Origin of the sequence: Streptomyces roseochromogenus subsp. oscitans DS 12.976, from assembly GCF_000497445.1 — a bacterium.
Lineage (GTDB): Bacteria > Actinomycetota > Actinomycetes > Streptomycetales > Streptomycetaceae > Streptomyces > Streptomyces oscitans.
Genome location: NZ_CM002285.1, coordinates 6,551,612 through 6,565,776, shown reverse-complemented (window position 1 = coordinate 6,565,776; position 14,165 = coordinate 6,551,612). Strand labels below are relative to the sequence as shown.

Below are 14,165 nucleotides of genomic sequence, written 5' to 3'. Positions count from 1 at the left end.
CGACCACAATGCGCCACCATGACCGAAAGACGCAAGACTCCGAACATGCGAAAAATCCCCCTGCACGGCCCAACGGCCGTGCAGGGGGCGATGCGTTGCACAGATCAGCGCTGAAAGAGGGCGACGAGCCCGGCGATGGCTCCGCCGACTCCCGCCAGGGCGCCGATCGCGGGCAGCGGCCATCTATTGCGTTTCAGGGCCTCCACGTCGGCCCGTAGGTGCTGCACGTCTTCCTCGGTCAGGGCGGTTGCCTCCGCAGCACGCAGCCGGGTCTCGTGGTCGGCGATACCGGCCGTGGCAGCATCGAGCTTGGTCTCCAGCCGGGTGAGCACTACCAGGAGATCGACGGTTGTCGGCGGCTGCGGCGTGGTCATCCCGTCACCTTGGGCGCGTCAACGGGGGCGACCGCCGGCGGCTCGGGGGCAGGCGCCGCCCGCGACGTATGCGGAGCGAGCCAGCCAGCCAGGAACGTTGCGAGCGGCGGCACGTCCAGGGTGATCAGCGACTGGAGCCACGCGGGCACGGACCCCATCAGCTCGCTGTGCCCGGCCAGGGAGTTCGCGAGCGTCACCAGGACGCCGACGACCAGGCCGACCACAGTGGACGCCTGGACCTTCTTCTCTACGGGCGCGTTCATCATCAGGCGACCTTCCTTCCGGTGACGTAGGCGAGGAGCGGCACGGCGGAGCGGACGCGGACCTTGTCGACGCTGCCGTCCGTCGGGAGCGCGAGAACGAGCTTTCCGCCGGCCACGGTCGCGGTGTGGTCGGTGGGCTTGGCCCACTTGCCGCCCTGGTGGTAGGTCACGCTGACCTTGCCGTCGGCGCCCTGCGGGGCCAGGCCGATCCAGACGCCAGCGTTGCGTGCGCCGCCCTGCGGGGCCTGGGCGGTGCCGGCGGGCTCGACGGGGATGTCCATGTCGACGCTGGGCGGAATGGCGAAGGGGGTCATGTCGTCGTCCTCCGTGACGAGGTAGCTGGGCGCCGAGGGTGCAGGCTTCGGGTCGAGAACGGCGAGGATCGGGAAGGCGCCCGGGTCGCCGTGGTCGTTCTCGGGAACGTGCTGGTGGCCGCAGTGCCCGCGCCACGCTGACCAGGCGGCGGTGTCCATGCGGACACCGTTCGCCCCGTAGGACTGCGGGTACGGCAGCCACCGAAGACCGGAGGTGAGCGGGACGGCGTGGACGTCGTGCGCCCACCGGGCGAACGCGTGCAGGTCACGGAGCGCCCAGTCCGGCAGGTCGGGCATGTAGAGGTGGGCGATGCCCGACTTCGTCCAGGCGGCGTGCGTGGCCGGGTCGCACGTGCCCACGACCTCAACCTGCGCGCACTTCAACGTGTTGGTACCGATCTGCGTCTTGTCGTGGACCAGGGCGCGGGCGGAGGTGTCGAACGGGAAGTGCTGCCACCAGTCGAGCCGTTGGGCCGCCCAGTTCGGCACTGCCGTGAGCGTCGGCGCGATCGACCCGCCGGAGTAGTCCGGCAGCGCGAGCGTCTCCGTGCTGTGCCAGACGATCGTGTTGACCTGCATCTGTACGCCCGCGTTCGAGCCGGCGTTGTACCAGTGGCTCGTGTTCGCCCCAGGGTACGTCTCGGTGCTCGCGGGCTTCGGGTCCACGCCGGGCCAGTAGTCGGCCACCACGCTCCGGTCGTATCCGTTGGTGTCGCCCTGGTACTGCTTGGCAATCGCACCGGCCGGGACGGTCGGGTCGTTGTCGTACTGGGCGACCCAGTAGTTCGGCTCGGTCACCCCGGCCGACTTGAACGCTGCCCGGACGGCCGGCCATGTGCTCGTGTCGCAGTACACGGTCAGTTCGTGGTTCGAGGTGGCGGCCATCGTCTGCGTGCACCAGGCCACGGCCTGCGCCGGGGTGGCGTCACCGTTCTCGACGTCCATCACCTGCGCGCGAGTCGTCCACCGAACCGCGATGCTGACGACCGTGGCGTGCGGGAACCGGGCCTTCATGTCGGGGATGTTGGCGTACAGGCCATCCGCGTACCCGGCCACCATCGTCGCGCCCGCCGGGATGTTCCCCGGCGAGACGGAGTCGTACATGAACCGCGTCATCGTCGCCCCCTCAGCGCCAGATCCGGAACGCCAGGTGGAAGAGCAGCCAGAAGAGGAAGACGAGCAGCACGTAGTGCTGGACGCTCCATTGCGAGATCGACTGGCCGCGCATCACGCCGAACCAGCTCCACACCGTTTCGGACAGGGTGGCCCGCGGGTTGCGCAGCAGGCCGTAGGTTTCCGGCACGGCGAACCCGATCAGAAGCCAGGCCAGCCAGTACCAACGCCAGAAGCTCATGTCGACTGGCCCTCGCTCTCTTTCTGCTCGATCAGGTGGTGCAGGTGGCGCTGCTGCTCGTGCAGCGCGCGCAGGTGGCGGCAGGTCAGCCAGTGGTGGACGCCGACGACGGGCACCCACAGCACGTTCGCGGCCAGGTTCGGCCACACCTGGAGCCACGCGCCCCACAGCCAGGCGCCCATCAGGAGATGAGCCCCGGGACGTATAGCTGTGCCGTCCAGTCGGCGTGGGAGGCGGTGTGGGCGCCGCCGCGGCCCCTGTGGTGGAAGGCGCACAGCCAGCGGAACTCGCCGGGCGAGGATTCGAGCCAGTGCGCGATCTCCTCGGCGGTGGCGTCTTCGGCGATCTCCGGAAAGTCTCGGTGCAGGGCAGCCGGGTCGGCGGCGTTGGCCGTCGCGAACTCCAGGACGGCGTGATGCAGCTCCAGGCCGCCGGCGCAGGAGTCGTGTCCGGCGCGCTCGCCGACGTAGCAGACCGCGGTGTCTTTCGTGTGACGGCGGTACGCCTCGAAAGCCCGGTAGTGCGGGTCGTGCTCGCGCGGAGCGTGCTCCGGGAAGTGGACGGTGTACCGGTGTGTCTCGGCCTGGTCGTGGGCCGCCACCATGTGCGGCGTGTCTGCGGTCATCGTGTCCTCGGATTGGGCGTGGGCATGAAGAAGCCCCCGACGCTGCGGGGGCGGCAGGGAGCAGGCGGCCAGGTCAGCTGAAGACGGGCTGGGCCTGCGTCAGGTCGGTGGAGTACGAATGGATCTCCGTGGTGGCCTTGTACGCGGTGACCTGCGCGGTGACGCCCGCCGGCCACGTCACCTCGCGGAGGGTCTCAGGCCAGGCTGAGGACGAAGGCGTCGGTGATGGCGCTGGAGTAGAAGCTGAGGCTGCCGCCGTCGTCGCCTGCGGACACACTAATCGTGAACTACGTCTGGCTGCTGCTCTGCTGCGTCGAGCACTCGAACGGGGGCGGTGAGGCGAGGAGCGCGTACCCAAAATGCGAAATCTGTTGCGTGGGCTTACTCTTAGACAAGAGTGCACGCTCCGATAGGCCATTGATGTCAATCAGAGCCCGGGTTGGAGTGGACATGTTTCTGGCGACAGCCTGGCAAGACTTCCTTAAATGGAGCACCCTCGTTGCGGGGATCCTCGGCCTTATTGGTGCCTCTGCATTCATCGTGATTGTCTATTTAAATGCTGTTGAGGACAGGGACATCGCGCGACTTCGCGCGAGTTTCGAGAAGTTGGTTCCGGCGCACGATGGAAAGATGGCGACAACGCGTCGGAGCCCGGCAAAGGTTGCGGGATACGTCGTTTTTGGTGCTGTGCTCGCAGCCGTGCTACAAGTCCCCAATGGGAGTGACGTGGCCATCCCCCAGGCCTTGGTTGTAGGGGCTGGCTGGCCGTCGATAGTGGCTCAGTTGAGGGGTCAGGGTTCGCAGGTTGCAAGCCTGGCTGATCATTTGCAGAATCCTGGCTCCTCCACACCTGGATCGTGAAGGCGAGGTGTGGCAATGGTTTCTTACAAGGAAGTGGCAGACCTTCCAGTAAAAGATCTGATTTCCGCTGAGGATACGCCTGTCGAGGTCACGCCTGAAACTTCAGTTGTCGAAGCGGCTAAGAGCATCGGGGCAAGTCACCAGACCATGGCCATCGTAGAGATGCATGGAGAGAGGCACAGTATTGCCCTCCATGCGTTGGAGACAGCTATCGAGCAGATGGGAGGCACCGCTCAAGACGCTAACGTTGAGGACGTGCTCGGGAAAGCGGACCCGGTGAGAACGGTTCCCGCAGACACGCCGCTTAAAGAATTGACCGCGCAAGGTGTCCCCTCCGAAACACTCCTTGTCGTCGACCCGCAAACCGACCAACCGCAAGCGATGATCAGTCGCACTGAGTTGGCCGAGCGCGTTCGGGGCCTTTCCCGCTAGACGTGAGAGAAGCGGACATAGAGGCCGCTGGACAGGTCGGTACCGGCGATGGTGGTGAGCTGGACCCCGCTGTTCTGGAGGGCCTGCACCTCGACGTAGTCGCCTGCGTTGAGGAAGACGTCGCGGGTCGGGGTGGGGATCGCCGGTGAAACGCTGGTGGTTGTGGGCGCCTGGAGCATGGTGCACATGCCCTGAACCTGGGTGCCGTTCTTGGCGATGCGCACACCGCGCTCGCCGGTCGTGCTGGTGGTGCTGAACGTGGCGCAGCCGTTGATCGTGTACCAGCCGGCGACCTGAGCGACGTACCGGCTGGGGTTGGTCGTGAGGGAGTGGCCGCCGTAGGTGTCCTGGTAGATACCGGCGGAGTCCTTGAAGGTCAGCGACGTCCACGAGATGCCACTGGTCAGCGTGTCCGTCGTGCTGGCCTGCACCGCGTTAAAGATGGGCTTGTTGAAGGCGAACGTGAGCGGGTTGTAGACCTGGCTCGTCAGGTACGACTGGCTGATCGGGAAGCCAGTGACTGGGGCCGCCAGGCTGGGAACGGGCAGGTTGGACATGGGCCTCCTCGGGTCAGAAGCCGATCAGGGGCATCGTGCCGCCGGTCAGGGATGCGGCGTCGAAACAGGTGGGGTAGCTGCCCGCCGGAGGAAGGGCCACGTTCCCGGGCTTGGGGTCGCACAGGTAGTCGTTTGCGTTGTGGGCGTTGGCCGTGGGCGCGGTGAACGTGATCTGCACCGTGCTGTATCCGGGCGAGACGGCCTGGACCGACTGGACGGTGACGGTCTCCGCCGCGGCGGTGCCGTAGCCGAGCGTCATCTGGTAGCTGGCGCCGCCCGGGATGACGTACTGGGCGGCGATCAGATTGCTTCCGGAGATTGGACCGACCGTGATGGTGGAGACGCCGGCCGCGTAGGACGACTGCAGCTGAGCCCAGGCCGCCCCGATGATCCCGTACTGGTACTGGGAGGCCGGGGACATCTGCATGCGCAGCGTCAGCGCGCCCTGGTCGGTTCCGCTCCACTCCATCTGTTCGATGAAGCAGTCCAGGGTCTTCATCGGCGCCTCGGCCGGCCGCTTGTTGACCCTCACCCGGTCGGCGAAGGAGAGCAGCACCACCTGCGGTAGCAGGGACGGGTTGGACGCCAGGTCGACCGTGATCTCCTGAATGCGGGTGTGCGGGTCCTTGTACTGCGACAAGAGGTAGTTGGCGATGTTCAGGCCGCCCTGGACCGTCTGCGGGTTGAGGGTCCGGGCCAGGGTCTGCGGGAAGTAGGCCGTCTGAGAGGTGGCGTCCTGGGCCTCCTGCAGTGCATTGGTGTTGGTCAGGTCCTGGGCGCCGTCGACCGTGATCTGCACGTCGTTGTACAGCCTGGAAGGGTCCTGTTCGAAGACGACGTCGCCGAGGTAGGGGATCTCTCCAGACCCGGCGTTCTCGCCGAAGGTGACCCGGGGCTGGGTCTGGATCCACCGCCACAGCTGCCCGTAGAGGGTGGGCACGCCGTTGCGGTCGACGGTGAACTGCCCGACCTCGGTGTCGGCGCACTCCTGCATGACGTCCAGCGGTGAGCGGCCGTTGATGGAGGCGCCGCCCACGTACACGTCGGAGCCGACGATGCGGTAGCCGCTGTAGGCGCCGGGCTGGAAGTTCGCCAGGGTCATGATCCGTCCCAGGCGCGTGCCGTTGGCGTCGCCGCTCCAGCCGTTGGCGAACCCGTTCGTCAGGTCGAGCTGGGTGGAGACCGACAGTTCGGTGTTCCACTGGGCGACCCACGCCAGATCCCCGGCGAAGGGCTGGGTGTTGACCCCGCCGTCGGCGAGGAGCGTGCCGATGGCGTCCTGGGTGTAGGTGCTCGACCCGACGCTGCTCGCCGCGGTGCCGAAGAACCAGGTCCCGTCGACGGTCAGATGCAGGGTGAGGCCGTCCGCCGACAGCGACAGGATCGCGCAGTGCCAGTTGTTGTCGCACACGTACACGGAGCTGTTGACGCGGGCGAGGCTGGTGCCAGCGCTGTTCTGGATGTTGCAGCCGACGTATCCGGAGCTGTTGATGTAAAGGTAGGCGCCGGACTGGTCCCCGGTGCCAGAGGCGAAGCCGGCGGCCGTGGCCGCCCACAGCGACGCCAGGGTGTACGTGCTGCCCGAGCCCGGGAGGTGCCCGTTTCGGAAGCAGATCATGCGGGTCCAGCCAGCGGAGGGCAGCGCCACCGTCTTCCCGCTGGACTTGGCCCACTGCAGATAGCTGGCGCCGGAGGCGTTGCCCAGGCTGGCCGCCTGGTTGTTGGACAGGGTGATGACCGGGCCGGGAGTGTTCCACAGCGTGCCGAGCGGGCTGGTGCTGGAGATGCTGACCCCGGTGGTGATCGCACCGCCGACCAGGTCCAGGCCGACCCCGCTGCCGCCCAGGTCGAGGAAGGCGCTGCCGGTGGGGCTGTCCGGCTGGGATCCGGTCGCGGCCAGGTCGAACCGGTACTGCGGGTTCTGCTGGGCCACGAAGGAGGCCATCGCGCTCGCGATGGTGGACTGCGACAGCGGCGCCAGGCCGTCGACCGCGGTCACGTTCACCAGGCCGTACTTGCCGTTCTGGGTGTAGGTCTGCGGCCAGCGCTCGACGAAGCCCTGCCAGATCTCAGCCCACGTGCCCGGGCTGACCCAGGAGGTGGGCGCGGCGGCCTGCTCCAGCTGCCAGCCGGTGGTCTGCACGGTGGTGGCCGCCGTGGTGCTGGCGCTCGTCGAGATGGACACCAGCGCCCACGCCGCGTTGCTCGGGGCCGTGGCCGACACCGTCAGCCGCGTCCACGAAGTGGTGACGGACTGGACGGTGCCCAGCGTGCGCGTGATCAGCGTCCCGGACAGGCTGTAGAAGGCCAGGCGCGCCTTCAGCTGCAGGCTGGTCATGCCGCCGGCCGCCAGGGACACGTCGATCCCGAAGGAGTAGGTCAGGCCGGGTGTGACCGTGGTGCCGTCGCAGTCGGTGGTGGACCAGTTCGCGCCCGCGTCCCCGTTGAGTCCGAACGCAACGCCGGAGCTGGAGCCGTTGGGGATGGCCCAGGTCTGGGCCGTGGTCAGGCCGGACCCGGACGCGGGCAGCCCGGTGGCGGTCCCGGTCGTGCCGACCGTCGCGTTCATGCTCAGGGTGCTCGTGCCCGCGGCGACCCACGGGTACAGCAGGTTCCGGGTGGGGTTGACCTGGAGGACCAGGCGGCACCGCCGGTAGGGCACCACGTAGGGGTAGAAGAACGAGCTGGTGTTGTCGGGGTCGAACGCGCCGTCCAGGTTGTCCAGGCTGAAGTCGACCTTCCCGGACTGGACGGCGTCCAGCTCGTACTGGCGGCCCGCCAGCTGCGCCTTCCAGTTGCCGCGCAGGCGGCCGCCGAGGTTGTACCACCAGTTCGGCGAGGTGCTGTTCCCGCCGGCGTTCCAGGCCACTTCGAGCAGGACGCGCGGCCAGGAAGCGATGAGGGGGCCGTCGGGCGCGTATCCGGGCGGTGTCGTCACGACGTCCCCCTTCTCTCAGCCGCGGGCCAGCGACATGCCGTTGGTCAGGTTGCGGCGGTTGTACTGCAGCGTGGAACGCTGCTGGACCTTGAACAGGACGTCCTTGTCGACCTGTGCGATGACGGTGATCTCAGCGACTGGCGCCTGCCCGGAGCCGCCCCCGGCGGCGTAGCCGGCCGCCGAGAACCCGCCGGCGGTGCCGATGCTCACGGTCTGAGCGGACAGGGACCCGGCGAGCGCGCCGACCGCCCGGTGGGCAAGGTGGGCATGGTCGGTGACGCCCTTGGCGATGCCCTCGGGGATCGCCATACCGACGTGATCGGCGAACACCCGGCTCGGCGAGTTGATGCCGAGGAAGCTCTTCGCCGAGGACAGAGCATCGCTAGCCAGGTTCTTCAGGCTGTCGAACAGGGCGCCGCCCATGTTCTCGACGCCGTTGATGATGCCCTCGACGATCGACTTGCCGATCCCCAGGAACCAGGACCCGACGTTCTTCACGGCGTTCCAGGCGCCGTGCAGGCCGCTGCTGATGGCGCTGGCGATGTGGCCGACGGTGCTGGTGATCGAGTGCCACGCCGAGGTCAGCGGGTTGATCATCGCGGTCTTGATGGCGCTCCAGATCGCCGAGGCCGCCGACTCGATGCCGTGCCACGCCGAGGACAGCCAGCCAGAGACGGTGTGCCACAGCGATTTCAGCCAGCCCCACAGCGTCTCCATCGGCCGGACGATGACGACCTGGATGCCCTTCCAGGCATCCTCGGCAACCGTCTTGATGCCGTCCCAGACGACCTTGAGGAACGACTTGATCGCGTTCCACACGGTGTGGACCACGCTCATGATCTGCTTGTGGAAGTGGTTCCAGATCGCCATGATCAGCGCCACGAACGGCAGGAAGATCACCAGAAGCAGCGGCCACCACTTCTTGAAGAACCCGGTGATCGCGTTCCACACGGTCGTGGTGATGTTCGACAGCCAGTGCCAGGCGGACACGATCGGGTCGACCACCGCGTGCCAGGCCGAGGTGAAGAACCCGGCGATCGAGTGCCAGGCGGACACGACGTTCGAGCTGATCGAGTTCCAGATGTCCGTAACCGAACTGGCCAGCCAGTGCCAGAAGTCGACCAGGGCGTGGCCGACTGCCAGGCCGACCGCCTTGATGACGCCCCACACCTGCTTCCAGTGCATGACGAGCAGCAGGATCACCACGATGATCACGGTGATCGCGGCGACCCATGGGATCGCCTCCATCACGGCCGCCGAGGTGATCCACTCGTACATGGCCACCGTCGCCGCGACGATCGCAGCGACCAGCGCGGTGCCGATCAGGATCGCCAGGGCCTCCGCGACCTTCTTGTGCCTGGTCAGCCACGACACAACCTGGGCGATGATGCCCATCATGCGGGTGACCACCGGCAGCAGCGCTTGGCCGACCTGGATCGTCATCGCCTGCATCGACGCCTTGGCCTCGGCCACGCGCTGATTGAACGTCTTCTGGACGTCGGACCAGCCCTCGATGTTCTTCCCGCCGGCCTTGACGTGCTCGCTGATCGTCTCGGTGTTCTTCTGGAAGTCGGCCATGTGCGGGCCGGTCAACTGGAGCGCGGCCTGCATACTTTTCGTGCCGCCAACCATGGTGGCCAGCGCACCGATGTAGGTCTGCTGGGCCGGGGGCAGGTTCGCCAGCGCCTTCTGGAAGGTGTTGGACTGCTTCGCGGCCTTCTGGAGGTGCTCGATCAACACCGTCCCGGCCGGGCCCATCTTCGACTCGATCGCCGAGGTCAGCATGTTCAGCGTCGACGCCAGGCCATGCGTGCCCAGGTTCTGCGACACCTTGATGGCGCTCAGGCCGAGGCTCTGCATCTCCTGGGCGGCCTTGCCGCTGGGGTTGCTCAGCTGGCCGATGGTCTGTCGCAGATACGTTGCTGCGACGGCGGCCGGCGTGCCCTGAGCGGTCATCGTCGCCATCGCACCGAGCACCTCGTTCAGCCCGACGTGCGCGGCCGCCGACACCGGCAGGATGGACGACATCGAGCCCGCGAGGGCCTCCAAGTTCGTCTTACCGGCGCCCTCGGTGGCGATCAGCGCGTTCATCGCCTGCGTGGACTGGCTGGCGCTCATCTTGTACGCGTTCATCGCGGTGGTGACCGCGTCCGCCGTCGTACCGAGGTCCGCCGCGCCGACCTTGGCGCCCTGGGCCGCGGTCTTCAACACGGTCAGAGCGTTCGCACCGTGGAAGCCGGCCGACTCCACCAAGTACAGGCCGGAGGTGAGCTGCTGGGTGGACTGGCCGACCTGCCCGGCCATCGCCAGGACCCCGTCGCCGACCATCTTCATGTTCCCGGCGGTCTCACCGGCGCCGGTCCGGACCCGGGTCATCTGGGTCTGGAAATCCGCGGCCATCTTCACCGCGCCGACCGCGGCGCCAGCAGCCGCGATGCCGATACCGGCGAGCGCCGCGCCGCCCACGCGGCCAAACTTGGAGAACGAGGTCTCGCCCTCGGCCGCCGTGGCGCCCAACTCGGCTTTGATGTCCCGCATCGCGGTCTTGACGCCGGTGGATTTCCCGAGAAATTCGACGAACACCGGGGGCAGCGAAGCCACGGCCGCTCACCCCCTGCCCTGGTGTGGTGAAAACGGCTGGTCAGATCAGTGGTGAACGGCCTTGTCCCAGGCCTTCTCCCAGATCTCCGGCATCTTCGTCTCGGCCCGTTTGATGCCGGGCGCGACGTAGGGAAAGAGGCCCTCGGTGCGCTTCTTGTAGAGGTTCCGGACGCCGCCGCCGACGCCGACGCCACCCTGGTAGCCCTCAGGCGTCTTCTTCGGCTTCCGCACGCCGCCGACGCCCTTGTAGAGCTTTCCGGTCAGCCGGCCGGGGCCGCCGCCCTTGGTGACGTGGTGCGGGTTCAAGCCCAGGCTGACGGCCTCGCCGGTCCGCGCGGAGGCCCCGCGGTGGTCCCACCGGGGCCGTCCGCGCATCCCGGACCGGATGGTCTTCTTGGCCAGGTTCTGGCTCGCCTTGAGAGCTGCCACGGTCGCCACGTCGATCTCCTTCGACATAGCGTCCAGGGCGGCCTGGACCTCTCGCCAGCCCTCGATTCGGATCTGCACGTCAGCCATTGGCCGCCTCCCGCTCCTTGTTGGCGCGGGCCTCGGCCACGGCGGTGTCGACGGCGAGCGCCCAGTCGAGTTCGTCGGCCGGCAGGTCCATCCACGTGTTCGGTGGCCCGACGACCTGGCACAGCCGCCAGAACCGGTACTGCTCCATCGGCAGTTGGTCGGCGCGGTAGTCGAATCGGCCCTCTAGCGCTACGCGGAGGCGGTAGAGGGCACGGTAGGGCTGTCCTCGTCCTGGGACGGCCCGAAGTCGGTGCCCTGAAGGGCGCCCTCGGCGCACAGTTGCTTGAGCCGGTCGTAGGCCGGTCCGGGCAGGTCGAGCAGGGCGGCCATGCTCACCGGTGCGTCATAGGACCAGCCGACGACCCGGGCCATGATGGCGCGGTCGTTCAGCTCGTCCAGCAGGCCGGCGGACTCGTCGCCCATCTGCGCGACCATCTGCGCGGCCTCGGACTCGGCCATGCCCTTGACGGCGGCGGCACCCTTCTTCGAGGCCTCGGCGACGACGCTGCCGAACGCGGGGTCCTTGGCCAGCTTGATCTGGATGGCGCGGATCGGGCGGCGGAGCCGCTCGGGCACCTCCGCCTGGTCACGCAGGTCGGCCCAGCCGCCGTCGGGCAGGTTCTCGCGGTAGATGCTCACTTGTACGTCCCACTCGGCATCGCGTTGGTCAGGGTCACCTTGATGGGGCTGTAGCCGCCGCTCGCCCCGATGTCGGTGGTGTTGCCGTAGGTCCTGAAGGACACCGGAAGCTCGATGTAGTCCTTGCCGTAGCTCTGCGTGCCCTCGGACCACACCGCGGTCGTGCAGTGCAGCTGCACGCCCGTCTGGGTCGCCCCCGAGCCTGCGAGGAACGACACGTCGAGGCTCTGAGCGGTCGAGTTCTGGAAGATCGTCTTTTGCGACGCGTCTTCCATGACCAGCGTCAGCTTCCCCTCCACGCTGACGTCGCCCGACCAGATCGCATACGGGTTCTGCGAGCCGTTGGCGCCGCGGATCGCGGTCACCGCCCGCTTGATGGTCAGCTCGCCGTCGATGACGAACATGGTCGTTCCGGCGATCTTCGTCAGGATCGTCCAGTTCGCGACCGGCTTCACGGCCGTGTTGGACACGGTCGGCGTCGTCCCGGGGACGTAGGTCCAGCCGGTGGCCTTCGAGCTGTACTCGAACAGCCCGTCGGCGTTCCACTTGAAGCCCAGCTCGGACAGCTGCTCGCCGGGGTACTGCCACGTTCCGAGCGGATCGAAGATGGTGTAGGTCTGGCCCGGAGGCTGGGTGTCGCCCGAGTTGAGCGTCGAGAACGTGGTGACGTACGGCGCAGCTGCACCGGTGACCGTGACGTCCGGCAGCAGCGACACCAGGGGGAACCCGATCGAGTCGGCGAACACGTCGCCGCCGAAGTCGAGCGTCGAGCCCTTCTGGCCCTGGACGATGCCGAACGACTCGACGGCAGCGCCACGCTGGCCCTTGTCGTCAATCAGCATCACGTCGTCCTTCGGCGTGAGCGTCCGCCAGGGGATCCACATCGTGGGCGCGGCGGCCGTGCCCCTGGTGGACTCCCTGGCGACGCCGAGCGCCGCGAGATGGGACGGCTTAGGCATCGCTGCCCTCCTTCTCCGGCGCGGCCGGGGTCGTCGTGGTCCTCTTGCTGGTCTTCGTGGGCGCCGGGCTGGCGGCCACGGGCGGCGCGGCCTCGGCGGCCGGCGGTTCCGGCTCCGGGTCGGGCGGCGTCCATCGGCCGTCGCCCGGGTTCTTCTCCAGCTCGTAGGCGGCGCCGGGCTCGGGGGTGAGGCCGAGCCGTGGGTAGTACCGGCCCTCGTCGCCGGTGTAGGTGTAGCTGGGCACGGGGCCGCTCCTTACAGGGACTTGAGGCAGGCAATGCCGATGGTGATCGCGGTCCGGCGGCCGGTATCAACCCAGTCGGTCTCGTGGGTGACCACGCTGGGGCGGGCTCGGTCAACGACCTGGCCGAGCGAGGGATCCGAACGGACCAGGGCCACCACCAGGTCGGCGAGGGTTCGGGCGCGGTTGAAGGTGACCGTCGAGTCGTCCGTGTTACGGGTGACCTGGATGTCGACGGTCACTGTGTAGTCCTCGTACAGCCAGTGCGAGCCGCCGGAGCCGACGTTCGCTTCGGGGTTGTAGTTCTGGTGGACGTCGCCGACCGACACGATGTCCTCGGGGATGTCGGTGCTCGGGCCGTCCATGCACACCAGCAGCGAGGCGTTGGCGTCGTTCGGGTCCGCCGTCACGAGCGTCTGCAACTGGGCGAGGAGATAGGCACGGGTCGCAGGGATCGAAGACGCGGGGATCTGGTTGATGGGCGTGGTCATCAGGCGATCCCCGGGGGTCGGCGATACGGAGACCACAGCTCGACCACGCGATCCGGCAGGGCGAAGCCCATCGGGACACCCATTGCTTCGCCATCCATGCCAGCGCCCTTCCAGGACCGGCCGGCCGCCTGCTGGGTCTGCTGCCACAGGTGCCGGATCAGCTCCAGCGCGCCGAGCCGCACCGTGTACGGCACGGCACCGGCCCGCCCGGCGGTGTACACGATCTTGACGTTTTTGGCGCCGATCGCGAACATCGCTGCCTGGCCGCCGAACGTCCTCCTGGTGACCTGCCCGGTGCTGTAGTCGACCGTGTAGGCGAAGGCGTTCATCTGGCTGCCGAGCTGCTGCTCGGTCAACGGGAACGCAGACAGCCCGTAGTACTCAGTAGCCGACTGGATGCTGGCGAGCGGCAACCAGTCCGGCGAGATGGTGCTGACCCCGCCGTTGAAGAACTGAGTGTGCTGCTCGGGCAGGAACGGCCCGCAGACGTCCCGGGCCTGGTCGGCGGCCGCAAGGATGAAGCCCTGCAACTCGTCGTCCTGCCGGGCGTCGGTCACGGTCATGTTCAGGTGTTTCTTCACCGAGGCCAGGTCCACCAGCTGCTCGACGCCCATTGCCCTGACCATGAACTGGCCCTCAGACGCCCAGCCGACGCCCGTGCCGGCCGCTGTCCACCGGTACAGCCAGATGCCGGCCGTGGCCACCGACGGCACGACCGCGGCGTACCCGCCGGAGCCGGTGGACGCCGTCGAGGGCGTCGTCACGGTGCCGTTCGGGTCGGTGACGGTCAGGGTGACCGTGAGCGTGCCGGTGGCGGGGTTGCCGTTGTCGTCGAGGACCGTCGCGGTGACGCCGACGTCCTGGCCGACGTAGTAGATCGTCTGGTTCTGCGCCACGGCCCACCCCCTTGCTGCTCAGCGGTAGCGGCGGTGGTGCCGGTGGTGGGCGCCGCGCCGGTGATGGTGGTGGCTGGCCCGGTGGTGATGGAGGTGGGCGAGCC

At 67.9% G+C, this 14,165-nt stretch carries 17 protein-coding genes; 1 reads left to right on the top strand and 16 read right to left on the bottom strand.

Annotation, left to right across the window (positions count from 1 at the left end):
- Positions 1–104: 104 nt before the first annotated feature.
- The 6 genes from M878_RS78140 to M878_RS78125 are packed head-to-tail and all read right to left on the bottom strand — an operon-like array spanning position 105 to position 2,930.
- The gene (locus M878_RS78140; protein ID WP_023550862.1) at positions 105–374 is read right to left on the bottom strand and encodes a hypothetical protein; all 270 of its coding nucleotides are present in this window, start codon (positions 372–374) and stop codon (positions 105–107) included.
- On the bottom strand, positions 371–640 hold the full coding sequence (locus M878_RS49210) for a hypothetical protein (RefSeq protein WP_023550861.1): 270 nt from the start codon (positions 638–640) through the stop codon (positions 371–373). Before M878_RS49210 ends, M878_RS78140 begins: the two co-directional genes overlap by 4 nt.
- Complete coding sequence (locus M878_RS49205) at positions 640–2,067, bottom strand: hypothetical protein (protein ID WP_023550860.1); 1,428 nt, start codon at positions 2,065–2,067, stop codon at positions 640–642. Before M878_RS49205 ends, M878_RS49210 begins: the two co-directional genes overlap by 1 nt.
- Positions 2,068–2,077: 10 nt before the next feature.
- On the bottom strand, positions 2,078–2,305 hold the full coding sequence (locus M878_RS78135; RefSeq protein WP_023550859.1) for a hypothetical protein: 228 nt from the start codon (positions 2,303–2,305) through the stop codon (positions 2,078–2,080).
- Positions 2,302–2,487 (bottom strand): hypothetical protein, encoded by a 186-nt coding sequence (locus tag M878_RS78130; RefSeq protein ID WP_023550858.1) that lies wholly within the window; start codon positions 2,485–2,487, stop codon positions 2,302–2,304. Before M878_RS78130 ends, M878_RS78135 begins: the two co-directional genes overlap by 4 nt.
- Positions 2,487–2,930, bottom strand: a complete 444-nt coding sequence (locus tag M878_RS78125; RefSeq protein WP_023550857.1) for a hypothetical protein — start codon at positions 2,928–2,930, stop codon at positions 2,487–2,489. Before M878_RS78125 ends, M878_RS78130 begins: the two co-directional genes overlap by 1 nt.
- 876 nt (positions 2,931–3,806) lie before the next feature.
- On the opposite strand from M878_RS78125, the gene M878_RS78120 reads away from it, so the two are divergent.
- Positions 3,807–4,223, top strand: a complete 417-nt coding sequence (locus tag M878_RS78120) for a hypothetical protein (protein WP_158692797.1) — start codon at positions 3,807–3,809, stop codon at positions 4,221–4,223.
- Here M878_RS78120 and M878_RS92490 read toward each other — a convergent pair.
- From M878_RS92490 to M878_RS78080, 10 genes are read right to left on the bottom strand one after another with little or no spacing between them, the layout of a single operon-like run.
- A complete protein-coding gene (locus M878_RS92490; RefSeq protein ID WP_023550854.1) occupies positions 4,220–4,780 on the bottom strand; it encodes a hypothetical protein in 561 nt (186 codons plus the stop codon). The two genes, M878_RS78120 and M878_RS92490, sit on opposite strands and share 4 nt — an antisense overlap.
- Before the next feature lie 13 nt (positions 4,781–4,793).
- Positions 4,794–7,718, bottom strand: coding sequence for a hypothetical protein (locus M878_RS78115; RefSeq protein WP_023550853.1), 2,925 nt, complete (start codon positions 7,716–7,718; stop codon positions 4,794–4,796).
- A gap of 15 nt (positions 7,719–7,733) precedes the next feature.
- A complete protein-coding gene (locus M878_RS78110; RefSeq protein WP_023550852.1) occupies positions 7,734–10,319 on the bottom strand; it encodes a phage tail tape measure protein in 2,586 nt (861 codons plus the stop codon).
- A gap of 45 nt (positions 10,320–10,364) precedes the next feature.
- On the bottom strand, positions 10,365–10,835 hold the full coding sequence (locus M878_RS78105) for a hypothetical protein (RefSeq protein WP_023550851.1): 471 nt from the start codon (positions 10,833–10,835) through the stop codon (positions 10,365–10,367).
- A complete protein-coding gene (locus M878_RS98495) occupies positions 10,828–10,983 on the bottom strand; it encodes a hypothetical protein (protein WP_023550850.1) in 156 nt (51 codons plus the stop codon). Before M878_RS98495 ends, M878_RS78105 begins: the two co-directional genes overlap by 8 nt.
- Before the next feature lie 41 nt (positions 10,984–11,024).
- Positions 11,025–11,474, bottom strand: coding sequence for a hypothetical protein (locus M878_RS78100; protein WP_023550849.1), 450 nt, complete (start codon positions 11,472–11,474; stop codon positions 11,025–11,027).
- On the bottom strand, positions 11,471–12,433 hold the full coding sequence (locus M878_RS78095; RefSeq protein WP_023550848.1) for a phage tail tube protein: 963 nt from the start codon (positions 12,431–12,433) through the stop codon (positions 11,471–11,473). The genes M878_RS78100 and M878_RS78095 overlap by 4 nt, the downstream gene beginning before the upstream one ends.
- Positions 12,426–12,677 carry a hypothetical protein gene (locus M878_RS78090; RefSeq protein WP_023550847.1) on the bottom strand — a complete coding sequence of 84 codons (252 nt, stop codon included), beginning with the start codon at positions 12,675–12,677 and terminating at the stop codon, positions 12,426–12,428. The genes M878_RS78095 and M878_RS78090 overlap by 8 nt, the downstream gene beginning before the upstream one ends.
- Before the next feature lie 11 nt (positions 12,678–12,688).
- Positions 12,689–13,165: a hypothetical protein gene (locus tag M878_RS78085; protein WP_023550846.1), complete on the bottom strand. Its 477-nt coding sequence runs from the start codon at positions 13,163–13,165 to the stop codon at positions 12,689–12,691.
- A complete protein-coding gene (locus M878_RS78080) occupies positions 13,165–14,061 on the bottom strand; it encodes a phage gp6-like head-tail connector protein (RefSeq protein WP_023550845.1) in 897 nt (298 codons plus the stop codon). The genes M878_RS78085 and M878_RS78080 overlap by 1 nt, the downstream gene beginning before the upstream one ends.
- Between the last annotated feature and the right edge of the window lie 104 nt (positions 14,062–14,165).